We start from the raw sequence: 23103 nt of genomic DNA, 5'->3' as shown, positions 1-23103 counted from the left end.
ATAGCAAGAGTTTGTGAGAACCCTATGTCAGCAATTTTTAATTGAATTTTTCTTTATATTTGCAGTCGAACCTGTAAATGTATTGTGGGATAATGCGATTCGTAAAAAATGGAACAAAGTAAAATCATTACTTTTTTTGATACCGAAATTGATCCTAATAATCATAGAATACTAGACATTGGGAGTATAAAGGGCAATGGAGAAAGACTCCATATTGCTTCGGTTAAGGAGTTTGCTGATTTTATAGCCGGAACGGCGTATATATGCGGACATAATATACTTACACACGATTTAAAATACATCGCAAAAGAGATACCGGGTTTGAATAACCTGAATATAATAGATACACTTTACCTTTCACCTTTATTATTTCCTGCACAACCATACCATAACCTGGTAAAAGACGATAAGCTCGATCCTGAAAACTATAATAATCCGCTTAATGATTCAATAAAAGCCAAAAATCTATTGTATGATGAGATAAACGAATTTGCAAAATTGGACGAGGAACTGAAGCGAATTTATTATTTGCTCTTAGCCAATGTGAAAGAATTTGCCGGCTTTTTTCAGTATATCGATTTCTCTTCCAATCAAATAAATGTAGCAATAGAGATACGAAGAAAATTTGAAGCGGAGATATGTAGTAATGCAGATATTGAATATCTTGTTAACGCATATCCGGTAGAACTTGCTTATTGCCTTGCACTTATCAATGCGAGAAACCGTTATTCGATCACACCTCCATGGGTTCTTAAAAATTATCCTGTAGCAGAAAATGTGATGTTTCTGCTACGGAATAGTCCCTGCATTACAGGTTGTGCTTATTGCAACAGTTTTTTAGACGTTCATAAGGCGTTGAAAAAATATTTCGGTTTCGACTCTTATCGTGAATATGATGGCGAGGCTTTGCAGGAAAATGCCGTAAAGGCGGCAGTTGCCAGTAAATCTCTGCTTGCAATATTCCCAACGGGAGGAGGGAAATCGCTGGCCTTCCAGGTTCCGGCACTTATGGCGGGTGAAAGTGCAAAAGCGCTGACTGTTGTGATCTCTCCATTACAATCCTTAATGAAGGACCAAGTGGATAATCTCGAGAAGAACGGTATCATTGATGCTGTTACCATTAACGGGTTGCTGGATCCGATTCAAAGGGCGAAATCGATAGAAAGAGTGGAAGATGGCTCTGCATCGATTTTGTATCTCTCACCCGAATCATTGCGGTCAAGAACGATAGAACGCTTATTACTGGGCAGGAAAATCGCCCGCTTCGTGATTGATGAAGCACATTGTTTCTCTATCTGGGGACAGGATTTCAGGCCGGATTACATGTATATCGCTGATTTTATACACTTGATCCAGGATAATAAACAACTCGATGAACCGATACCTGTCTCCTGTTTTACAGCTACTGCAAAGCAAAAAGTAATAGAAGACATAAGGGATTATTTCAGCAAAAAACTTTCGCTTGATCTTGATCTTTTTGTCTCCGGTACTTCAAGGTCGAATCTTCATTATATGGTATTCAATAATGAAAATGACGATGAAAAATACAATACTCTACGAAATCTTATCGACTCGAAAGATTGTCCGATTATTGTATATACTTCCAGAACCTATCGAGCCACTAAATTAGCCGAAAGATTATGCGACGATGGTTTCAGCGCAAGGGTTTACCATGGAAAAATGGATGTGAAGCAGAAAAAGGAGAATCAGGATGCTTTTATGTCGGGGGAAGTCAGGGTAATTGTGGCTACCTCTGCTTTTGGGATGGGAGTCGACAAGAAAGATGTGGGGATGGTGATCCATTATGAGATTTCTGATTCTCTGGAGAATTATGTGCAGGAAGCCGGCCGCGCGGGTCGAGATGAGAATATTACCGCCGATTGTTACGTCTTATTCAACGAGCAGGATCTGGACAAACATTTCACCTTGCTCAACCAGACAAAACTCAACATTAAAGAGGTGCAACAAATCTGGAAAGCGATCAAAGAACTTACCGGTTTCAGATCGACAATATCCAATTCAGCTTTGGAGATTGCCCGGAAAGCAGGATGGGATGATAACCTGGCCGAGATAGAAACACGGGTCAAGTCGGCAATAGCAGCACTCGAAGATGTAGGATATTTAAAACGAGGTCAAAATATGCCCCGGATTTTTGCCAACAGTATTCTCACGAAAAATGCGGAGGATGCGATTATAAAGATCCGGAATTCTCCACATTTCGACGACAAGCAGGAGGTACAGGCGACAAGGATAATCAAAAAACTGTTTTCAAATAAAAGTCATAGACATGCTTCAGATGAAGTGGCCGAGTCACGTGTCGATTATATTTCCGATCATTTGGGTATTGTCCGGGAGGATGTCATACGCATCATAAACTTGATGCGTGAAGAAGAGATATTGGCGGATGCAAAAGATCTCACCGCTTTTATCCGGAAAAATGAAAAACAGAACCAATCACTTTTCATACTGGAAACATACAGCAAGATAGAGAATTTTTTGTTGTCGGCATTGGATGAACAGGGGGCAACGTACAATCTGAAGGTACTGAACGAGGGTGCGGGACAGGAGGGATGTAGGAATGTCTCTACCGATAAGATAAAAACGATCATCAACTTTTGGGATATAAAGAAATGGATCAAACGGGAACGGTACGAGAATTACAATAATTCCCCAAACCATGTCTTGATAGCTTTTAAGGAGCCGAAGGATAAAATAAAGGAACTGCTTGAAAAAAGACAGGAACTTTCGAAATTCATTCTGGAATATATTTTTGAGAAAAATAAAAAGGCAATTCAGGATACTGCAGGAGATGAAATGTTGGTCGAGTTTTCGGTGCTGGAATTGAAAAGCGAATACGAAAAAGCGCAGATGCTTTTTAAACTGGAAATTACCTTTGATGATATAGAGGATGCCCTCTTTTATCTTTCCCGTATTGAATCTATCAAAATTGAAGGTGGTTTTCTTGTCGTCTATAACAAGCTTACGGTTGAAAGGTTAGAGAAAAATAATTCCAAGCGTTATACGACTGACGATTATGAGAAACTCGATCGATTCTACAAAAATAAAATAGAGCAGATACATATTGTTGGCGAGTATGCCAAGAAGATGATAAGGGGGTATAAGGAAGCGCTATTATTTGTGGAGGATTACTTCCAACTGAACCATGCCTCTTTTCTGAATAAATATTTCAGTAACAGCAGGCAAAATGAGTTGAAAAGAAATATTACTCCTACTAAGTTCAGACAGATTTTCGGTGAATTATCCACGGAGCAATTGAAAATCATAAAAGACAGCAAGTCGAAATATATCGTTGTTGCTGCGGGCCCGGGAAGCGGGAAGACAAAAGTGTTGGTGCATAAACTTGCCTCGTTGCTGTTGATGGAAGATGTGAAACATGAGCAGTTGTTGATGCTTACGTTCTCACGGGCGGCCGCCACCGAGTTTAAGAAACGACTGATAAAACTGATCGGTAATGCCGCATATTTTGTGGAAATAAAAACTTTTCATTCTTTTTGCTTTGATTTATTGGGATTTGTCGGAAATGTGGAGAAATCAGAGGATATAGTCCGCATAGCAACCGAAAAAATAAAAAGCCGTGATATAGAATTAAGCAAGATAACGAAAACGGTTTTAGTGATCGATGAAGCGCAAGATATGAGCGCTGATGAATTTTCTTTGATAAGAGCCTTGATGGAATTCAATGAAGATATGCGTGTGATAGCTGTTGGTGACGACGATCAAAATATCTATGCCTTCAGGGGATCCGATTCAAAGTATATGAAATCGTTGATAGATGAAAAAGAGTCGGTGAAATACGAGCTGATAGAGAACTACAGAAGTAAAAATAATCTCGTGCAATTCTCGAATAAATTTGCACGAAAACTCACTCACAGGCTTAAAAAAGGCCCGATCATCGCTGTTGATAACAATAATGGAAAAGTAAGGATTGTATATTATAATAATACGGATAACCTTATTGTTCCATTGGTGAATAATATCTGTGAAACAGGACTGAGAGGAACTACCTGTGTGCTTACAAGGACTAATGATGAGGCTTCCTTGGTGGCCGGACTTTTATTGAAAAGAGGATTGAAAGCCAGTCTTATACAATCTAATGACAGCTTTAATTTATATGATTTGCTCGAAATGCGATATTTTGTTGAGCAGATAAATTCAGATATTTCTTCACCAAAAATAGGTGATCATATCTGGGAAAAATCCAAACAGGAGTTACAAAAAAAGTTTGGTAATAGTACAAAGATTGAAATTGTAAATAGACTTATAAAAGAATTTGAGGAGACCAATAAATATGGAAAATACAAATCTGATTTAGCTCTGTTTATAAAAGAATCGAAGCTCGAAGATTTCCTTCCGCAAGATGGTGAAACGATATTTATATCGACCATGCATAAGGCGAAAGGACAGGAATTTGACAATATCTTTTTACTTTTGGAAAATTTCGTTCTTTCTGGCGATGAAGAAAAACGATTACTGTATGTGGCAATGACCCGGGCAAAGCAAAATCTTTATCTTCATCTCAACGGTTCGTGTCTCAATAATATAAATATGGAATCGATAGAGAGAATGGTGGATTTTGATATGTATGGGCAACCTGATGAACTGCGCCTCCATTTAAGTCACAAAGATGTATGGCTGGGGTATTTTATGAATAGGCAGTGGAGTCTGGAGAAGTTGGTCAGTGGGGATGAATTGAGGGTTGAAGGGGATACTTGCTTTAACCTCCAGAATCGACCGGTATTAAAGTTTTCACAACATTTTTGTTCTAGTCGATTGGAACCTTTGTTACAAAAAGGATATAATCTCCAATCCGCTAACGTTAACTTTATTGTATATTGGAAAAACCAGGATATGGATACGGAGGTGAAGATAATTCTCCCAGAACTGAAATTTGTGAAAAGCCGGTAGTACCTGTTCGTTCAAACATCAGATATCAGTAATTAAAACGGAGAAAACCTTTTAATAGGAAACCTGGGTGACACCTGAATTTATACGGTTAACAAACCGTGTTAGGTCAGATATGCGAGTTCTGAAAAAAACGAGCAATATAATCTTTTATACTGCCCGTTTGAGGTCTTTATCATTTTGATTAATAGCGATTTCTATTATAACCACCGCCACCTCCACGATTGTTATAGCCACCCTGGTTTCTTTCGGTCTTGGGGCGTGCCACGTTTACGGTAATTGTCTTTCCTTCAAAATCGGTGTCATTCAATTCGGCAATGGCTTTTTGACCTTCTGTGTCGTTAGACATTTCAACAAAACCGAAACCTCGCGATCTGTCTGTATCTCTGTCTGTGATAATTTTAGCGGAGGTTACTTCACCGTACGCCGTAAATAGTTCCTGTAGACTCTCGCTTGTTGTGCTGAAATTTAAATTTGATACGTAAATGTTCATTCTTTTCTTTGTTAATTAGTTAATTCTTTAAATGTCATATTTATTATTTTGTTCCTTTAGGAAATATCACCGTCGAGCGTTTGTAAGTCTCTATACACTGTACACCCTCGCGACAGGTGAATGTTATAAACAAGAAATTTGATTTTGTTGTCGATTTTGACGATGGAAAGATCCGCAAACCGGGGCGGAGCAAAACATTGAAAAGAAAGATACAATAACGAACTTAATTGCTTAAGATACAAAGGTACGGAAAGAATTTGACTTATTTGCTGTATTATAATATTTTATTTTGCAGAAGTAGACTATTGTTTTATAGCGATCGTATTCCAGGCGTGTTTTTTACAGTCTCATTGATCGGATTATCGTTCATGCAAAGCCTTGCCATCAGATAAGATACGGCCGACTCCGCGCCCTGGTTTAAATTAACATTATGTTCTTCCAGTCCGTCATAACATCCTCCGGTCACCGGATTGTAAATAATCTGGTGAAGGTGATTATTTCCCAGAAACCAGCTGAAAGCGACTTTTTGCTTTTCCCGGTATTCTTCCTGGCCGGATACGGAATAAAATGCGGACAGTGCAATCACGGTACCGGCTATATCGATAGGCTGTTCGCCATATCTTTTACCTTTGACCGCTTTTTGAAGCCATCCCTGATTGGAGACAACTTTTATCTGCTGTGTAATAAGTATATTATCCAATAAAAAATGGAAAGACTCCTCGGCTATTTTCCTGTATATGTTATTTTTGGTTATCTGGTATGCGTAGAGCAGGCTCTCCGGAAGGATGCTGTTATCATACGTCAGGTAAGCTTCAAACCATTTCCATTTATCTTCACGGTTCTGCCGGTAACAGCTGGTCAGCCTTTCAGCTAATACAGTAATAAGTTTGATGACTTCACTACCGGGAAAGGTACGCTGGAAATAAAACAAACCTTTTATAGCGAACCCTATACTTCTGGGGGATCTCATCCCCATAATCATATCAAATGTTTGTTCGAAGGTCTCTATCGCATCTTCAGTCCATCTATCCGGGAATTTCCCCCTCTGTGAAATAAAATAACCCAATGCATAAATGGCGCGGGCATTACTGTCTTCCAATTTATCTTCATCATTTTGAGCAGTAAATGCAAGGTCTTTATCTACATAATTCAAAAAAGTACCATCCGCTTGCTGGCAAAACCGGATGAAATCAAGGTATTTCTTAATGTATTTTTCGCACGACACGTCTTTCGTTTCAACATATAACCGGCACAAGGCTACCAATGCACGTGCGTTATCATCCAGGGTATAACCCGAACGGATATCCGGACGGTTTCCCTTTGAGAACTGGATCATTGCAAAAGAACTGCTCATTCTTTTAATATGGTCGGGGTTGACGGGAGGCAACGAATAAATAAGTGTCTCCTCATTTTTGAGTTCCTTATTAAACAACCGCGTATAAGCAATAGCCGTATTTTCCCATGCTGTTTCGGCTGTCTTCTGCAATCCGGCGATCCTCATCCCGGATCGCAATTTTTTACTTTTCAGTAATCTATTGGTCGCTTTAGCCAGTTGACCAGAATTTTTAAAATCAAAAATCAACCCCGAATTATCTTTCAGCAGTTCCAGCGCATGCGGTATAGGCGTAGCGATAATAGGACACCCGCAGCTTAAAGCATACACGAAAGTGCCGCTTACGGCCTGGTTCGGGTCGGCCGAAGTAAATAAGTAAACATCGGTCAGTTGTAAATATTCCAACAAAACAGGAAGGTCTAAATAGAGATTGACAAATCTTACATAATCCGTCAGTCCCAACTCAACGACCCGCGCTTTCAGCATGTCCCGATAAGCTTCCCCGACTGTTTTGAGTATGGTAGGATGTGTCTTTCCTATAATCAGGAACAACACAGTCGGGTTTTCCTTTATAATGTCCGGCAATGCTTCGAGGGTAGTTTCAAGGCTTTTGCCCGGACTTAACAATCCAAAAGTAGTAAGAATGCGGCGTCCGGTAACTTTATATTTTTCTTTCAGTTTCTTTTTGTCTTTGTGCGATACTAAATGGGTCCCGTGTGGAATGATATTTATTTTATTGGGTTCTATATCATAATCTTTTTCAAGTATCTCAGCCGATGTCTGTGTCATTGCGATTACCGCAGAACAGCGGCGGGCAAGTTGTCTGAGGTATTTTTTTTGCTCCGGCGACGGATTGGGCAGTACGGTATGAAAAACAATAATAAGCGGTTTTCTAATCAAGCCTGCGAACTTCAAAAATGCTGTTTCGTGTTCGGCAAACAAGCCGAATTCGTGCTGGATAAGTACCATCTCCGTATCCGGATCTTCATTTATTCTCCGAGCCATGTCCGGGAAATCGGCAGCTTCCGAGGTGTTTAATACATACTTCACTTTATCACCATACGTATGCTGTTCGCTTTGCGATGCTAAAGCACAAACTTTTACGGTAAAAGAAGAGCCGAATTTCACTTCAATGGCACGTATCAGATCATCCGAGAAAGTGGCGATGCCACATTCCCGGGGCGGATATGTTGTTACGCATATTATTTCTTTCATACGATTGTTTTATTTGTCTACATCAATTGTGTGTGGAAGTATATGGAGCATTTCTCCTGCTCGTTTCATTTTTTATATGACATTAATTCGTCTACCAACTCACGTAGCTGAACCGAGACACAGGCTATGCACCTATCCGCGGCCCCGTAATAGATGTACAGCCTGCCGTTGAATACAGCCGTACCCGTGGGAAAACATACTCTATTTACAACACCGTTCAATTCATAATCGGTTTCGGGGCTGAATAAAGGATAGGGAAGCCTTGCTATTTCTGTTTGGGGGTCTTCCAGATCCAATAGTGCCGCCGATGCCGTATAAATATACCCTTCCGGTGTATCGCACACACTGTGGTATATCATCAGCCAGCCTTCGGGTACTTCTACCGGGGGGCATCCGCCGCCGATATAACTCGACTCATGGTCGTACCGCGGTTCAAACATAATATGGCTGGTAAAGTCCAGAAAATAGTTTATCCAGAAGTCATACGTCAGTTCTTCAAGGTTATTGATCCTCACAAGCTGGATATCCGGTTTAATCCGGTGCATAAAACATAGTTTCCCGTTTATCCTGCGCGGGAAAAATATAAGGTTTTTATCCGTCAGGTAAACCGGTTTTCCCGATTCTGTCAGGGATTCCCTTTTATTATAACTCCTGAAATACTTACTCGTATGCTCAACTTCCGAGCCCAGCAAGTCCTTGAATTGGGTATAGGTGAACCCGGAAGTTATTATCCCCTTTTTTGTAAAATGTTTCAGATCGGAAGATATCGCTAACGCCCCTATTGCATTAATCCCGTTATAGGCTGTATAAGTCATATAATAGATATCGCCGATCTTTACGATCCGGGGGTCTTCAACGCCCTGACTCTCGTATTCGAACTCAGGATGCATGAAAGATTCCTTATCGCGCCTGACTACATTTAATGGCCCTTCCAAACGACAATAACCTATGGTGGAATGGTTCCCTTCGCGCACCGCACGATAAAAAAGATGCACAGTACGGCCTTCGGCAATGACAGCCGGGTTCAGTACTCCTTCATTTTCAAAACTTAAATCCGTTTTTTCGAGGATTATACCTTCCCGTCTGATATTTGCCATTTTATATTTAGCTTAGTGTCTTGTCTGGATTGCTTGGCTTTCTGGTATTCTGAAAGATCTTTCGTCTTTCCACCCGTTGCCTTCTCTTTTTTCTTTTCCTTTTTGCTTTCTTTTCCTTTCATATCATACGATTCTTTTCTTTTTTGTCTTCCACTTAATCTTTCAAATATTCGGCTTCATTTGTATGTTCTTTAAATCTTTCTCTGATTTCCTGAAAAATTTGCAGGCATTATCGTAAGTGCAGTCAAATTGTCCATCATCTTGCATCTTGCGAATTAAATATCCTGTGAAAAAACCAATCACGATACCTACTACTACTTTATTCATAATTATTTTTATTAAATTTATTTGAGATAATATCTTAACATTGCTGCCGAATAGATGAGCATCGAACGTGTCTGGGGTAAAGTTGCTAATCCGTTTAATAATCCAAAGTCGTGAATGACACCGTTGTAACGGATCGTCGTGTTCTCGACCCCGGCATCGCCCAGCTTCCGCCCAAACGCTTCGCCTTCATCCCGCAGGATATCATTTTCGGCCACTTGTATGATTGTGGGAGGTAACCCTTTCAGCTCATCAACAGAAGCCAAAAGCGGTGAAAGAAAAATTTCTTCACGCTGTTTCCTGTCTGTTGTATACTGATCGAACATCCATTTCATCATCGATGTCGTTAAAAATCGTTGTTCGGCATACATCTTATACGAATCCGTATCGAAACGGGCATTTGTCACAGGCCATAATAAAAGCTGGACTTTGATAAACGATGCATGGTCTTTCTTCGCGAATAAACCGGTTGCAATCGCCATATTACCTCCCACGCTGTTTCCGGCCAGAGCCAGACGACTACCATCTATATTTAATTCGTCTCCATGGGTTGCAACCCACTTTGTGGCCGCATAAATCTCATGGATTGCCTGCGGATATTTAGCTTCGGGCGAAGGCGTGTAATGGACAAAAACTGCGGTATATCCCGATTCTACGACCAGATCACGTACCAACCGTTTATGAGTGAGATAGTCTCCCAGTATCCAGCCTCCCCCGTGTATGAAAATAAATGCGGGTAGTTTTTTTGTGACGCCTGCAGGACGAACAACGGTTAATTTCACCGGATAGTCTTTATCAGGAATTGTTTTTTCAGATTCTTCAATACCCGACAGATCGACTTTTACTTCTTCCTGAACCGCTATAAGCACTTTGCGGGCACCCTCTTTCGACAATGTTTCAACAGGCTCTCCCACATTCAGTACCTTTAAATAGTTTTTTACTTCAGGACTCAGATGCTTGTCTTCCAGATAATCCGGTGAATTTTCCGTTTGTTGTTGCATATACTTCTTGTTTCTTAGAATGGAATTGTAATGTCAACTTCTTTCTCGTCATTCCTTTTTACCGTCACGCTTGTACTGCCCGGGGCAACAAATTCAACCTCACCGACTTCATAAAAGACAGCAAAAGACAAAGTCGTTTCAAATTCAAGAATATTTAATTCGGTAAAATTTAAGTTGAATGTGGCAATACCATTCTCATCTGTTACAACATATTTGTCGGCATCAGTACTTTTCGTAGAGCCATCTATTTCCGTATTTTTATATAAGTAAACAGTCGTATTGGTTTGGGCAGTCCCTGCCATATTCTTTACCGTAACCTGTACTTTGGCTCCTAATACCGGAGCATCATCGTCTCCGCAAGATATAAAACCAAGCGAGGTTAATATCATTATACTTAAAAACAGTAATTTATTCATAACATTTTTTTAGATAAGCCAGCCGTTTTATTTATTGTGATTGGCTGGTATTCTCACATCGTACGGATATTAATTCAATTTTCTCTTAACATCCCTTTTTATATCGGTTTTGATTGTGTCCGCTTTTTTATCGGTCGTATTTCTTGTGTCATTCCATGAATCTTTTTCATTTTTCCTTATTTTTTTGATAAGCCCTATCGGTTTATCCATTGTAAATTCCGGTTTGCCTATTACGCGTGCTGAATAAAGACAGTATCCATAGGAAGAAAACAGCTCCTATGACTGATACGATGAGTACTCCTATGACCCCGCCGAAGGTTATCCCCAGCAGGCTGAAGATCAGGCCACCCAATACAGCTCCGATTAGGCCGACTATTAAATTTACCAGTAAACTGAATCCCCGGCCCTTTGTACTCCGGCCGGAAATAAGACCGGCGATAATACCAATAACTATTGAACCAATTATTCCTACATCCATTTTGTTTGTTTTTTTATTTGTTTTGTTTCTTCTTTTCTTACTTTCATCAACTACTAGAGATGCAAAAAGGAGGACCTGCTGCCCGTCCGATTGCGTTATTTCTTTTATCCATAATCCGTTGATTATGTTTTAAATTGTTTCTGACAGATAACTGTCTTTATATCATTAGAACAATCTGAAAACAGATCTGGCCTCTCAATCTGTGAATTATGTAATTAATAATGTGAATTATACAACACCGTGTTATCGCTGTGAAGCTCTTGTTTGATCAACTGTAAGCGGAGTATTTTATTCTAATTATACGGATTGTTTTTCATTTTATGGTTGAAAAGTTAGCTGATCATAAAAACGAAAGAGGACCATTGGTACTCCTTCGTTAGCTGTGATTTTAAAAATTGTTAATCCATTAGCATAAAAGGTCTTTCCTCAAAACGGATCAGTCAATAGACTTGTCCGTATTAATTTCTTATTGATAAACTCCTCAAGGCCTGATTCCGATAATTCCCGTCCGTACCCCGACCTTTTTGTTCCTCCAAATGGCAGATCGGGTTGGGTCCATGCAGGATGATTTATGAAAATCATTCCTGCGTCTATTTGATCAGCTAATAATTTCCCTTGTTTTATGTTACTGGTGAAAATTGAAGCACCTAACCCATAGCTGGTATCATTGGCAAGGTTAATAGCCTCTTCTATTGTTTTGGCTCTAAACAACAAAGCCACAGGACCAAACAGCTCCTGGAAATAAGCCGGATTATTTTTATTTATATCCGACAGGATCGTTGGTTCCATATAAGCTCCCAAACGATCTATTCGACCTCCGCCCAGTTCTACTTTGGCTCCGGCTTTCACCGATTTATTTATCTGATCCGATAAATCGGATAAGGCATCCTGACTGGATAACGGGCCTAATTGTGTATCATCATCCATCGGATTACCCACCTTTAGCGACTGGAAAGCGGCTTTTAATTTGGTCAGAAACTCGGTATAAACGGATTCCATAACGATAAAACGCTTTGCGGCGACGCAGCATTGGCCGGTATTATTCATACGCCCTATCACCGCCCAGTACACCGCTTTTTCAATATCGGCATCATCCAGTACAATAAAAGGATCACTGCCGCCAAGTTCCAGCACTGATTTTTTTATATTTTTTCCTGCCGCTTCAGCCAGGCTCGCGCCGGCCTTTTCACTGCCTGTCAGGGATGCTCCCTTAATTCGATCATCGGAAAGGAGCTTCGATATTTTATCTCCGGGAATCAACAGATTGGTATACAATCCTTCGGGAGCGCCGGCTTCTTTAAATATCTCTCCCATTGCTATTCCGCACTGAGGTACATTGGAAGCATGTTTCAGAAGAATCGTATTTCCTATCATAATATTGGGAGCAGCAAAGCGCGCTACCTGGTAAAATGGAAAATTCCAGGGTTCAACACCCAGCAAAACGCCTATCGGACTGTGGCGTATAAAAGCTTCTCCAAATTCAGGTTTCAGGGTTTTATCTGCCAGGAATTTCTCTCCATTATCTGCATAATAATCGAAAATATCTGCACTAAGATCTATTTCAGCCCTGCTTTCTCCAATTAATTTACCCATTTCGAGCGTAATTAACCCGGCGAGTTCCTCTTTTCTTATCCGGAGTATTTCTGCCACTTTGTGCAACAGTACCGCTCTTTGTTTATAAGTGGTTTTTCTCCAGCTCTGGTAGGTTATTTCTGATTGGTTGATTGCGGCTTCAATTTCATCTTTGGACATTTCATCAAATGATTGCAGCTTTTCATTTGTCGTCGGATTTACAGTTTTTATTGACATATATATTTGTTCAACACTTTTAGGTGTTGATTTGTAAAGGTAGGCTTTCATTTTAAATGATATGTTACAATTAACCGGTTATTAATTGCATGTTTAACAGGTTTTTGATATTGGATTTTAACCGGTATTCCTGTAAATATGTAAAAGATGCAACTTGTTTTGCTTCTTGTGTAATACTATCGGGTTTAATAATTCCCATCTTTGTGGTTCATTAATATTTTGAATAGTTATGTCAAAGGAAAGTAAGGGAAAAGGGCGGGCCGATAAAAAGGCTCCTCAAAAGAATTTGAAAGAAAAGCGAGCGGAAAAAGCCCATAAACGGGCAGATAAGAACAAGGAGGAATCAGATGATTTGAAAAACAAATAAATAAAGGAAAATTACACAATTCACAGGTTTTCAATATTAATTTCCCTTCTCTGTCCGTGTGTTTTATAAAATGACAAAGTGATGCCTGTCATCTTCTTGAACTGATTCGACAAGTGTGCAATACTACTGTAATGCATTTTGTAGGCGATTTCAGAGAAAGTCAGTTCATCGTATTGAATGAGTTCTTTCACACGTTCGATTTTATGTGTGATAATGAAATGAGCAATGGTAATACCTTCTGACTCTGTAAACATATTGGATAAGTAAGTGTAGTTGAGGTTTAATTTATTACTCAGATAGGCTGAAAAGGGCACTTTTAATTGAGTATCTGAATAATGTATCGATTCTATGACTGCTGTTTTTATCTGTTCGACCAGTATATCTTTTTTATCTTCTATCAGTTCTAATCCGGAACTATGCAAAGCCTGTTTCAATTGGTTTTTTTGTTCTTTCGTTATATCCTCCGGAAGAGTAACGACCCCTAAGTCCACGGTAATGTAATTGAGCCCTATTTTCTTTAGCTCTTGCATTACTGCCATTTTGCATCGTTGGCTTACCATATGTCTAATATAAATTTTCATAACTTGCCATATAATAAACAAATAATGATCTCCTATTGTTTTAAAACAGCCTGAATTTCACATACTAACATGTCATTTCATCTGATGCTGATAAAAATTGCATACTTATAAAAGGACGATGTGTATTGCATATTTATCAACAATGGATTTGATTGGCGGATTCTATAATCCTGTGAAACATGTAACTTATTTTTATTATTATGTAATAATTATACAAGAAATAATTCTCACCTTTAAAGGTTAATTATCATTCAAAAAAGAATCATTGATGAAATCATTTTATATAGGGTCTTTACATATTAAACTCCCGATCGTTCAGGGAGGAATGGGAGTGGGAATATCTCTTTCCGGGTTAGCTTCTGCCGTTGCCAATGAAGGGGGTATCGGGGTTATCTCCTGTGCCGGGATAGGGCTTTTGTATCATCAAAAACCGGCTGATTTTTTGAAAGACTGTATATGGGGCTTAAAGGAAGAATTACGGAAAGCCAGGGCAAAGAGTAATGGGTTGATTGGTATCAATATAATGGCAGCACTTACTAATTTCTCCGACATGGTACGGACTGCTATTCAGGAGAATGTTGATTTTCTTTTTGTCGGGGCAGGACTTCCTCTCGACTTACCCTCTTACCTTACTCCCGATAGTAAAACAAAGTTAGTGCCTATTGTTTCGTCATCGCGCGCAGCAAAAATCATTTGTGAGAAATGGAAGACAAACTATAATTATTTGCCTGATGCCATTGTGGTGGAAGGCCCAAAGGCCGGAGGGCATCTGGGTTTTAAGAAGGACCAGATTGAAGATGAGAATTTCGCGCTGGAACATATACTTCCGGAAGTTGTCCAGATAATGGTACAATATAAAGATATTAAATCAATACCTGTTATTGCCGCCGGGGGTATTTATTCCGGCCAGGATATATACCGGTTTATTCAGCTGGGGGCATCCGGTGTACAAATGGGAACCATCTTTGTTACTTCAGAAGAATGTGATGCCCCTTATGCTTTTAAGAAAACATATATCGATTCAAAGCAGGAAGATATCATAATCATACAAAGCCCTGTAGGAATGCCGGGACGGGCTATCCGCAACGAATATATCAATAAGATCGAGTCCGGTACGGAAGTACCTGGAAGTTGTCCGTTACATTGTATAAAAACATGCGACTATCAGAAAAGTCCGTATTGCATCATGAAAGCGCTGTATAATTCATCCAAAGGAAATATGAAGAGGGGATACGCCTTTGCCGGAAGTAACGCTTATCTGGCAAAGAAGATCTCCACAGTAAAAGAAATTATTTCCGCATTAAAGGCTGAATATGAAATGGCAGAGTTGAAAATGATATAAATTCATTTTCTTCCTGCGTTCCACATAGGGTTTTGTTTCAGAATTTCTTTATAAACAGGGCAGTTTTCGGAATGTGATCCGGGTAAATAACCAATACTCATCAAAAACTCGTTCACAATTTCACCACCGGTAAAACGAAAGGTTTTTTTGAACAGCTTTACCCACTCGTCTTTTGTTTTAGGGTGGTGATGCTCGAGCCATTTTTCAAAAGAACCGAACTCTTGTTGTAATGCGAGAATAGTGTTGGCGTTTTCTATTGCAGCATTGATTTTCAATCGGTTACGGATAATACCCGCATCATTCAGCAAACGTTCACGGTCTTTTTCAGTGTAAGATGCTACTTTTTTAATATTAAAACTATCGTAAGCTTCCCTGAATGAGGATTCTTTCTTTAAAATGGTTTCCCAACTTAATCCCGCCTGATTGATCTCCATGATCAGTCGACCGAACAATTCGTTATCATCGTGGATAGGAAAACCGTAATGATTGTCGTGGTAATTCTTGTGTAACGCTTTTCTCTCTTCGGGTTGCATGGTGTCTATGTAAAAGCAATAGGACATAATCAATGATTTATTTTCCGAATAATTTCTCTGTTTTGGAAAGGAATTTTTCTAACGCTTCTTCCATATCAATGTTCATCCTGTCGGCTAAAACAACTAGCCACCAGATACATTCACCCAGTTTATGTTCCAACTCGGCATGGGTGTTTTCTTTCGGCCAACGTCCCTGTTGCGACATCGTGTACCGTCCGACCAATCCTGCATCGGTCAGAAAAGCCAATGCATCTTCTTCTATTGTCCATTCATTTCCGTGATGTTGTTTTTCCGCCTCATGATACAACTCCCGTATCTTTTTGGAGCGTCGGATTATCTCGTTGAAATCTGTTTTATTCATTTGGGCAATCTCCATTTTTCTATTTTTACAGCCATACCATTGATATTTCAATGCAAAGATACTATTCTTGTTATCAGAATCAATGTTCTTAGAAAATATATTCGTAATATTACGAATTAAAAAATAGTTCGTATATTTGCGAACTATTTCATTAAGTGAGAGCAGAAACAACTGACGAAAACCCGAACCCAAAAGTGAATTAGTTCGAATTTTGGTGAGGTGCGCAGGAAGAAGACGGAGTCAAACTTGCTTTGGTTTTGCCGAGTGCAGAATTGAAAATCGAGGCGTGAAGGCGACTCAATTAACATTCGAGGCGTGAAGGCGACTCAATTAACATTCGAGGCGTGAAGGCGACTCAAAATGTCTAAAGTAATTGAACAATAAATTATATGAGATATGTCAAAGAAAGAACTGACCGTCGAACAAGAACAACTTGCACGGTTCGCCAAAGCATTGGGGCATCCTATTCGTATCGCTATACTGGAAATGCTTGCAAGCAAATCGTGTTGTTATCATGGTGATATGTCGGAAATACTGCCCATTGCCAAAAGTACGTTATCCCAGCATCTGAACGAACTTAAGGATGCAGGACTGGTACAGGGCGCAATCACGTTGCCGACAGTCAAATACTGTATCAATGAAGAAAATTGGGAAAAGGCAAAAAGTTTGTTTTCTGTATTTTTTGTCGATATCAATAACGAAGAAAGTTGTAACTCCGAGTAAAAATTTTTGCCCCAAAGTTCGTTGATTTACGAATTATATTGTATAAGTACGAATAATATTACTCTGTATGAAAATAAGGAAAGTGACATTAGAAGATGCAAAAGGCATCTGTGATATTTACAATTATTATGTGGAAAATACAGCCGTCACCTTTGAAACGGCTGTCGTAAGCATTGACGAAATGCAACAACGTATTAAAGGCTTTTTAGATGAGGGCTTTCCTTATTATGTCGGAGAGATTAACGGTAAAATTGCAGGCTATTGTTACCTGCATAACTGGAATAACCGTTGTGCTTATTCATCCACTAAAGAGGTTACAATTTATTTGGATAAAGATATACAGGGCAAAGGTTTTGGTACGATTCTCTATCAGTATCTTTTTAAAGAAATATATAAAGAAGATATACATGCATTGATTGCAGGTATTTGTATTCCAAATGAAAGCAGTGTGCGACTGCATGAAAAATTCGGGTTCAGACAGGCATCGCACATGAAAGAAATCGGATGGAAGTTCGACCGGTGGCGTGATGTCGGGCATTGGCTACTTGTCATTAAGCAAATACCGCCTAAAATTCTTATCCTTTGTACAGGCAATAGCTGCCGTAGCCAAATGGCACATGGATTTTTACAATCATTCGATCCTAAACTACTGGTTTATTCCGCAGGAACAAAGGCAAGCGGAAAGGTAAATCCCAAAGCGATAGAGGTCATGCAGGATGCAGGGGTGAATATTTCGCACCATACATCAGATAGCGTTGATAATTATGTCAACGATGAATGGGACTGGGTCATTACCGTTTGCGGCGGTGCAAACGAAAGTTGCCCGACATTTCCGGGTAAAGTAAAGAACCGTTTGCATATCGGCTTTGAAGATCCGTCCGAAGCCACAGGAACGCCCGAATTTATACAATCCGAATACATCAGGGTAAGGGATGAAATCAAAAAGGCATTTTACGAACTGTATCTAAACAGGATAAAAGGACATGAGTAAAAAGGAACAACATCCGGCGAAATTCTTTAGTGCCAAGCGCACCGGCGAAATCCACAGAGAAGACAGAGGTGCAACTAAAATGAGTTTTCTGGATAAAAACCTGACCCTTTGGATTTTCTTTGCAATGGCTATCGGTGTAGGATTAGGATATTTTATCCCGTCTTTCAGCCACTATATAGATTCCATGTCAAGCGGAACAACAAACATTCCTTTTGCCATCGGTCTTATCCTGATGATGTACCCGCCATTGGCAAAAGTCGATTATAAGCAATTGCCTAAAGTATTTTCCAACGTAAAAATATTGACGGTCTCTTTAATTCTGAATTGGGTTATAGGACCTGTCTTAATGTTTCTTCTTGCCATTCTTTTTTTGCACGATTATCCCGAATATATGGTAGGGGTAATCCTTATCGGACTGGCTCGCTGTATTGCCATGGTACTTGTCTGGAACGATCTGGCGGAAGGAAACAGGGAATATGGCGCAGGATTGGTCGCTTTGAACAGTATCTTTCAGGTATTCTTTTATAGCTTCTATGCCTGGGTATTCGTTACGAAACTTCCTCCTTTATTTGGGTTTGAAGGTGCGATAGTGAATATATCTATCGGCACGATTGCGGAAACAGTCGCTGTTTATTTGGGTATCCCTTTCCTGATGGGTATTCTCAGCTGTCTGGTATTGGTAAAGATAAAAGGGGAACAATGGTACAAGGAAAAGTTTATTCCCGCCATATCCCCGGTAACGTTGATCGCCTTATTGTTTACCATTATCTTGATGTTCAGCCTTAAAGGGGAATTAATCGTACAAATACCACTGGATGTGGTACGGATTGCCATTCCGTTATTGATCTATTTCCTTGTGATGTTCTTCCTTAGCTTTTTTGCAGGTAAGCTCATGGGTACATCTTATGATAAAAACGCTTCGATCGCTTTTACCGCCACAGGCAACAACTTTGAACTGGCTATTGCGGTTGCTATAGGCGTCTTCGGCTTACATAGCGGACAAGCATTTGCAGGCGTCGTCGGCCCGTTAGTCGAAGTGCCTGTACTTATCCTGTTGGTAAATATAGCTTTCCGGTTAAGAAACAAATATTATAAACTTTAAAGAACACACATTGTACATATATAACAAACGAGGAAAAGAAAGCATTGGTAAAACAACGGCTGCATGCATAATTACTCATGTACTTTTGTCTCTATTATCTTACGAAGTTTTTCTATCTCAATCCGGAGCGATCTATTCTCCTCTAGCATTTCAAGGTACTTGTTTTTATATTCAATATCGCCTTCTTCCACCATCCCGATGGTTTGTTCGGTAAGATCTGATAGAGCTGAAGGATCTATCATCTCTCCTTTTCCCGTAATAAGCCAATCAAGATTAAGATCGGGGAAAACCTCAATGATACCTAATAGTTTATCTACTCCAATTGAAGGTTTAACCCTGCTGATGTATCCGCGTGAAAGTCCAACAAGCTCTTCAAATTTAGTCTGCCCCAGTCTTTTGGATTTTATAAATAATTTTAGTCTATCCGTGAATTCCGTATTTTCCATTGATTATCAATTTTATATAAATAATATTATTTAGAATAAATATAAATTACTTGTTAATATCAGTATTGCTATTGCTTTTACTGTAAAAATACAGTATATTTGCATTATCAATATAGCGCTTGCTACAATGCTATAAATCTAAATATCCTGTAAAGATATGAATAATCAGGTAAATACTATAAAGCTGGTTACTAAAATATCAATCCCTGCTACATTGTTGGCAATCAAGGTTGGTGAGACTGTGATAATCCCATCAAAAACAATCAAGGCTGCCTCTGTCAGGGCTGCGGCATCTCGCCTGGAACGCGCATATAAAGCTCAATTTATTATAACTGAGCAAGGATTTGTAGATGAAACACAAGTAACCAGATTGAAATAAGGAAATGTCAACGTGTATTAATTTAAATAATTACAGGTGTATGAAGAAAAACAATTTAACTGAAAAGGTGCCTATTAAACGTTTTTTGTGTACTATGCGGATGACTATTATTCTGTTATTAACCGGTCTCTTTTATTTTCCGGCAGGATCAAGTTACGCATGGAATACAGGTGAAAATGCAGTCAATGTAATGCTGCAACAGAAGCGGGCAATTATAGGGACTGTTTTTGATGATTCGGGAGAACCTGTCATAGGGGCTAATATTGTCGAAAAGGGAACTACAAACGGTACTGTTACCGATATTGACGGAAAGTTTTCATTGTTGGTGGAGGAGAATGCCATTCTTCAAATATCCTTTATAGGCTATCACTCCAAAGAGGTGCCTATTTCAAATGAATCCTCACTAAGTGTTATTTTGGAAGAGGATGCCCAATCGTTGGATGAAGTGGTAGTGGTAGGATTCGGAACACAACGAAAAGTGAGTACAGTGGGTTCTCAATCTGCAATACAGGCCGACCAGTTACAGCTCCCGGTAGCAAATCTCACGAACTCTTTGGGAGGAAGACTCGCCGGAGTTGTCAGCGTGCAGCGGACCGGTGAGCCGGGATTTGATGATTCCGATGTGTGGATTCGCGGTATTTCTACATTCAGCTCGGGATTGAGTAAACCGCTGGTTTTAGTGGATGGTACTCCCCGGGCTATGGCAAATGTGGATCCCGAGGATATCGAGAGTTTTACGGTGTTGAAAGATGCATCTGCAACGGCTGTATATGGAGTAAGGGGAGCCAATGGAGTGGTACTGATAAAGACAAAAAGCGGTAAGGCCGGAAAACCGAAGATCAATTTTCGATACTATGAGGGTATAAGCAAATTTACCACATTACCTGAATTTGCAGATGGCGTCACATATATGAGAATGTCGAATGAAGCATTGACTAACCGGGGTGCCGCTCCGATTTACAGTGAAGAGAGGATACGCCTGACCGAAGAAGGAAGTGACCCATATTTGTATCCCAAAGTTGACTGGGTAAAGGCGATCTATAGTGACTGGGGAAGTCAAAGAAGGGGAAACATGAATATCAGCGGGGGATACGAAAAAGTTAAATATTACGTAGGCCTTAGTTATCTGGATGAGCAAGGGCTTTATAGGACGGATCCGCTGGTAAATTATGATAACCAGGTATTTTACAGGAGATATAATTTAACGTCCAATTTAGATATAGATGCGACAAATACTACTAAAGTGGAGGTCGGTGTACAGGGATATCTGGCCAATGCAAACTATCCGGGAGCCGGTCAGGGTGATATCTGGGCCGATGTGTGGATGGTGACGCCGGTAATATTTCCTACCCGTTATGAGAACGGTTATGTGCCGGATCAGCGTGCCGGGTCTTTAACAAATCCATATGCCTCGCTTACCGAGACCGGTTATGCCAATCAATGGAGGAATCAACTTTTTTCCAACCTGAGGGTTACCCAGCAGCTCCCTTTCATAACCAAAGGGTTGTCAATTACCGGTATGTTCTCCTTTGATGTATACAACTACACAAGTATGCGCAGGACAAAACGGCCCGATAGCTGGTTGGCCATCAGAAGGGACGAGAATGGAGAAATGATGTATGAACAAACCCATGAAGGGGACCGATTCCTTTCTTTTGCCCGGAGCAGCCAGGGAGAGAGGACTATCTATGTCGAGAGTGCCTTGAATTATAATCGCGATTTTGGGAAGCATAACGTTACCGGGATGTTGCTTTATAATCAGAGCGACCGTCTGGACTCTCAGGCCTCAAACTTTATCAACTCTTTGCCGTACCGTTATTTAGGCCTATCGGGAAGGGGGACTTACGGGTATGCCAATCGTTATTTTCTGGAAGTCAATTTTGGATACAACGGATCCGAGAACTTCACACCAAAAAGGCGGTATGGTTTTTTCCCCTCGGCAGGCTTCGCCTGGGTACTTAGTGAAGAGAATTTCCTGGGAGATATATATGATGTTTTTCAGATGTTAAAAATTCGTTTTTCTTACGGTAAGGTTGGGAACAGTCAGATTGACGGAAACCGGAGATTTGCCTATATCACAACCATCGATGGAAAAACCGGATATAATTTTGGACGGGAACGCAATAACAGTTTTGGAGGTCGAGGAGTTGGCGAATATGGAGTGGACGTAACATGGGAAACAGCACTGAAAAGCAATCTGGGTTTTGACATAACAATCCTGAACAATGCTCTTACCTTGCAATTAGATCTGTTCAAAGAAAACAGGGAAGGTATATTCTTACGCAGGGGAAATGTGCCTGCTTACCTGGGGTTACAAAACGCACCCTATGGTAATTTGGGTATAATTGAAAATAAGGGAATCGACGGCTCTTTCAACTATACCAGATCATTTGCCAACGACTGGTATGTGAATTTATTAGGGAATCTCACTTATAGCCGGAATACAATCATCGAAAATGACCAGCCTACTCCCACATACCCATGGCTAGATCAGCGTGGCCGGAAAGTAGGCCAGAGATTTGGACTGGTCGCACTGAGCTTATTTGAATCCGAGGACGAAATAAATAACGGACCATTACATCCCGGTACGGTACGCCCCGGTGATATAAAATTTCAAGATGTGAACGGTGATGGAAGAATCGATGATTTCGACAGGGTACCCATTGGTTACGGTAATATCCCCGAGCTGGTATATGGTCTTGGATTTACACTCGGGTACAAGAATGTTGCTTTGTCAACCCTATTCCAGGGAGTAGGTAATGTAGACATCCATATGAGTGGAGAGGGAGTACACCCATTCTCAGTATCAATGAGTAGAGGTAATATCCTAAGCAATATTGAAGACAGATGGACGATCGAGAATCCGCGACAGGACGTCTTTTATCCCAGGCTCTCGGATGGGAGTCCTAATGGAAATTACCAAACCAGTACATGGTGGCTTAAGAATGGAAGGTATCTGCGCTTGCGGGAGTTGCAATTGACCTACACTTTACCTAAACAGTGGATTAACCCGATAGGAATAAGTAATGCATCCATATATTTTTCCGGCACCAACCTGTTCACATGGACCCCATTTGAATTCTGGGATGTGGAATTAGGAGATGGCAGGGCAACCCGGTATCCGACAACCTCCGTACTCTCTTTAGGTGTCAATTTAAATTTTTAACAAACTCAACTATAGGCATTTTC

Annotated in this window: 21 protein-coding genes and 1 pseudogene; 8 read left to right on the top strand and 14 right to left on the bottom strand. The window is 40.1% G+C overall.

All coding sequences use genetic code 11. The features are described 5' to 3' along the window. The first annotated feature begins 108 nt into the window (after window positions 1-108). A complete protein-coding gene (locus F597_RS0106130; RefSeq protein WP_019538846.1) occupies window positions 109-4926 on the top strand; it encodes a RecQ family ATP-dependent DNA helicase in 4818 nt (1605 codons plus the stop codon). 181 nt (window positions 4927-5107) lie between these two features. Here the strand turns inward: F597_RS0106130 and F597_RS0106125 are convergent, their stop codons facing one another. From F597_RS0106125 to F597_RS0106065, 11 genes are all read right to left on the bottom strand, one after another. Continuing rightward, on the bottom strand, window positions 5108-5416 hold the full coding sequence (locus tag F597_RS0106125) for an RNA recognition motif domain-containing protein (RefSeq protein WP_019538845.1): 309 nt from the start codon (window positions 5414-5416) through the stop codon (window positions 5108-5110). Window positions 5417-5726: 310 nt separating this feature from the next. Beyond that, window positions 5727-7964, bottom strand: a complete 2238-nt coding sequence (locus tag F597_RS20265) for a glycosyltransferase (protein WP_019538844.1) — start codon at window positions 7962-7964, stop codon at window positions 5727-5729. Between the two features lie 65 nt (window positions 7965-8029). Next, window positions 8030-9061, bottom strand: a complete 1032-nt coding sequence (locus tag F597_RS0106115; protein ID WP_019538843.1) for a glycoside hydrolase family 130 protein — start codon at window positions 9059-9061, stop codon at window positions 8030-8032. Then, window positions 9034-9183 carry a hypothetical protein gene (locus F597_RS22560; protein WP_019538842.1) on the bottom strand — a complete coding sequence of 50 codons (150 nt, stop codon included), beginning with the start codon at window positions 9181-9183 and terminating at the stop codon, window positions 9034-9036. Before F597_RS22560 ends, F597_RS0106115 begins: the two co-directional genes overlap by 28 nt. Window positions 9184-9223: 40 nt before the next feature. After that, on the bottom strand, window positions 9224-9388 hold the full coding sequence (locus F597_RS22555; RefSeq protein WP_019538841.1) for a hypothetical protein: 165 nt from the start codon (window positions 9386-9388) through the stop codon (window positions 9224-9226). Window positions 9389-9405: 17 nt separating this feature from the next. Next, window positions 9406-10386 (bottom strand): alpha/beta hydrolase, encoded by a 981-nt coding sequence (locus F597_RS0106100; RefSeq protein WP_019538840.1) that lies wholly within the window; start codon window positions 10384-10386, stop codon window positions 9406-9408. A 14-nt stretch (window positions 10387-10400) separates the two neighbouring features. Continuing rightward, window positions 10401-10802 (bottom strand): hypothetical protein, encoded by a 402-nt coding sequence (locus F597_RS0106095; RefSeq protein ID WP_019538839.1) that lies wholly within the window; start codon window positions 10800-10802, stop codon window positions 10401-10403. Window positions 10803-10871: 69 nt separating this feature from the next. Beyond that, window positions 10872-11012, bottom strand: a complete 141-nt coding sequence (locus tag F597_RS22550; protein ID WP_019538838.1) for a hypothetical protein — start codon at window positions 11010-11012, stop codon at window positions 10872-10874. Next, entirely contained in the window at window positions 11005-11280 is a 276-nt protein-coding gene (locus F597_RS0106085) for a GlsB/YeaQ/YmgE family stress response membrane protein (protein ID WP_019538837.1), read from the bottom strand. Before F597_RS0106085 ends, F597_RS22550 begins: the two co-directional genes overlap by 8 nt. 426 nt (window positions 11281-11706) lie before the next feature. Beyond that, a complete protein-coding gene (locus tag F597_RS0106080) occupies window positions 11707-13089 on the bottom strand; it encodes an NAD-dependent succinate-semialdehyde dehydrogenase (protein WP_026327179.1) in 1383 nt (460 codons plus the stop codon). Between the two features lie 387 nt (window positions 13090-13476). Further along, window positions 13477-13995, bottom strand: a complete 519-nt coding sequence (locus F597_RS0106065; protein WP_245541996.1) for a helix-turn-helix domain-containing protein — start codon at window positions 13993-13995, stop codon at window positions 13477-13479. 310 nt (window positions 13996-14305) lie between these two features. Between F597_RS0106065 and F597_RS0106060 the strand changes: the two genes are divergently transcribed. Further along, window positions 14306-15379 (top strand): NAD(P)H-dependent flavin oxidoreductase, encoded by a 1074-nt coding sequence (locus tag F597_RS0106060; RefSeq protein ID WP_019538831.1) that lies wholly within the window; start codon window positions 14306-14308, stop codon window positions 15377-15379. Window positions 15380-15381: 2 nt separating this feature from the next. On the opposite strand, the gene F597_RS0106055 is transcribed toward F597_RS0106060, so the two are convergent. Beyond that, the gene (locus tag F597_RS0106055; RefSeq protein WP_026327177.1) at window positions 15382-15939 is read right to left on the bottom strand and encodes a DNA-3-methyladenine glycosylase I; all 558 of its coding nucleotides are present in this window, start codon (window positions 15937-15939) and stop codon (window positions 15382-15384) included. Between the two features lie 10 nt (window positions 15940-15949). Continuing rightward, window positions 15950-16273, bottom strand: coding sequence for a nucleoside triphosphate pyrophosphohydrolase family protein (locus F597_RS0106050; RefSeq protein WP_026327176.1), 324 nt, complete (start codon window positions 16271-16273; stop codon window positions 15950-15952). Between the two features lie 396 nt (window positions 16274-16669). Here F597_RS0106050 and F597_RS0106045 point away from each other — a divergent pair, with 396 nt between their 5' ends. From F597_RS0106045 to arsB, 4 genes and pseudogenes are all read left to right on the top strand, one after another. Further along, window positions 16670-16996 carry an ArsR/SmtB family transcription factor gene (locus tag F597_RS0106045; RefSeq protein WP_019538828.1) on the top strand — a complete coding sequence of 109 codons (327 nt, stop codon included), beginning with the start codon at window positions 16670-16672 and terminating at the stop codon, window positions 16994-16996. 67 nt (window positions 16997-17063) lie between these two features. Next, window positions 17064-17513: pseudogene (locus F597_RS22845) on the top strand (N-acetyltransferase family protein); the annotation flags it as partial. 42 nt (window positions 17514-17555) lie between these two features. After that, window positions 17556-17987 (top strand): arsenate reductase ArsC, encoded by a 432-nt coding sequence (locus F597_RS22840; protein ID WP_281167174.1) that lies wholly within the window; start codon window positions 17556-17558, stop codon window positions 17985-17987. 79 nt (window positions 17988-18066) lie between these two features. Beyond that, the gene (gene arsB, locus F597_RS0106035; RefSeq protein ID WP_026327174.1) at window positions 18067-19089 is read left to right on the top strand and encodes an ACR3 family arsenite efflux transporter; all 1023 of its coding nucleotides are present in this window, start codon (window positions 18067-18069) and stop codon (window positions 19087-19089) included. A gap of 71 nt (window positions 19090-19160) precedes the next feature. Here arsB and F597_RS21525 read toward each other — a convergent pair whose 3' ends face one another. Then, window positions 19161-19535 carry a helix-turn-helix domain-containing protein gene (locus F597_RS21525; protein ID WP_019538825.1) on the bottom strand — a complete coding sequence of 125 codons (375 nt, stop codon included), beginning with the start codon at window positions 19533-19535 and terminating at the stop codon, window positions 19161-19163. 157 nt (window positions 19536-19692) lie between these two features. Here F597_RS21525 and F597_RS0106025 point away from each other — a divergent pair, with 157 nt between their 5' ends. Both F597_RS0106025 and F597_RS0106020 read left to right on the top strand, forming a co-directional pair. After that, complete coding sequence (locus F597_RS0106025) at window positions 19693-19914, top strand: hypothetical protein (protein WP_019538824.1); 222 nt, start codon at window positions 19693-19695, stop codon at window positions 19912-19914. A 40-nt stretch (window positions 19915-19954) separates the two neighbouring features. Beyond that, entirely contained in the window at window positions 19955-23080 is a 3126-nt protein-coding gene (locus F597_RS0106020) for a SusC/RagA family TonB-linked outer membrane protein (RefSeq protein WP_019538823.1), read from the top strand. Window positions 23081-23103 lie beyond the last annotated feature (23 nt).

This window comes from Proteiniphilum acetatigenes DSM 18083, assembly GCF_000380985.1.
GTDB classification, from domain to species: domain Bacteria; phylum Bacteroidota; class Bacteroidia; order Bacteroidales; family Dysgonomonadaceae; genus Proteiniphilum; species Proteiniphilum acetatigenes.
The sequence above is the reverse complement of the archived record's forward strand: the minus strand, read 5'-3'. Positions and strand labels throughout refer to the sequence as shown.

Bases quoted from the DNA above. Each gene is read 5' to 3' on its own strand.
- F597_RS0106130 (WP_019538846.1), top strand. From the start codon at position 109: ATGGAACAAAGTAAAATCATTACTTTTTTTGATACCGAAATTGATCCT.
- F597_RS0106125 (WP_019538845.1), bottom strand. From the start codon at position 5,416: ATGAACATTTACGTATCAAATTTAAATTTCAGCACAACAAGCGAGAGT.
- F597_RS20265 (WP_019538844.1), bottom strand. From the start codon at position 7,964: ATGAAAGAAATAATATGCGTAACAACATATCCGCCCCGGGAATGTGGC.
- F597_RS0106115 (WP_019538843.1), bottom strand. From the start codon at position 9,061: ATGGCAAATATCAGACGGGAAGGTATAATCCTCGAAAAAACGGATTTA.
- F597_RS22560 (WP_019538842.1), bottom strand. From the start codon at position 9,183: ATGAAAGGAAAAGAAAGCAAAAAGGAAAAGAAAAAAGAGAAGGCAACG.
- F597_RS22555 (WP_019538841.1), bottom strand. From the start codon at position 9,388: ATGAATAAAGTAGTAGTAGGTATCGTGATTGGTTTTTTCACAGGATAT.
- F597_RS0106100 (WP_019538840.1), bottom strand. From the start codon at position 10,386: ATGCAACAACAAACGGAAAATTCACCGGATTATCTGGAAGACAAGCAT.
- F597_RS0106095 (WP_019538839.1), bottom strand. From the start codon at position 10,802: ATGAATAAATTACTGTTTTTAAGTATAATGATATTAACCTCGCTTGGT.
- F597_RS22550 (WP_019538838.1), bottom strand. From the start codon at position 11,012: ATGGATAAACCGATAGGGCTTATCAAAAAAATAAGGAAAAATGAAAAA.
- F597_RS0106085 (WP_019538837.1), bottom strand. From the start codon at position 11,280: ATGGATGTAGGAATAATTGGTTCAATAGTTATTGGTATTATCGCCGGT.
- F597_RS0106080 (WP_026327179.1), bottom strand. From the start codon at position 13,089: ATGTCAATAAAAACTGTAAATCCGACGACAAATGAAAAGCTGCAATCA.
- F597_RS0106065 (WP_245541996.1), bottom strand. From the start codon at position 13,995: ATGGCAGTAATGCAAGAGCTAAAGAAAATAGGGCTCAATTACATTACC.
- F597_RS0106060 (WP_019538831.1), top strand. From the start codon at position 14,306: ATGAAATCATTTTATATAGGGTCTTTACATATTAAACTCCCGATCGTT.
- F597_RS0106055 (WP_026327177.1), bottom strand. From the start codon at position 15,939: ATGTCCTATTGCTTTTACATAGACACCATGCAACCCGAAGAGAGAAAA.
- F597_RS0106050 (WP_026327176.1), bottom strand. From the start codon at position 16,273: ATGAATAAAACAGATTTCAACGAGATAATCCGACGCTCCAAAAAGATA.
- F597_RS0106045 (WP_019538828.1), top strand. From the start codon at position 16,670: ATGTCAAAGAAAGAACTGACCGTCGAACAAGAACAACTTGCACGGTTC.
- arsB (WP_026327174.1), top strand. From the start codon at position 18,067: ATGAGTTTTCTGGATAAAAACCTGACCCTTTGGATTTTCTTTGCAATG.
- F597_RS21525 (WP_019538825.1), bottom strand. From the start codon at position 19,535: ATGGAAAATACGGAATTCACGGATAGACTAAAATTATTTATAAAATCC.
- F597_RS0106025 (WP_019538824.1), top strand. From the start codon at position 19,693: ATGAATAATCAGGTAAATACTATAAAGCTGGTTACTAAAATATCAATC.
- F597_RS0106020 (WP_019538823.1), top strand. From the start codon at position 19,955: ATGAAGAAAAACAATTTAACTGAAAAGGTGCCTATTAAACGTTTTTTG.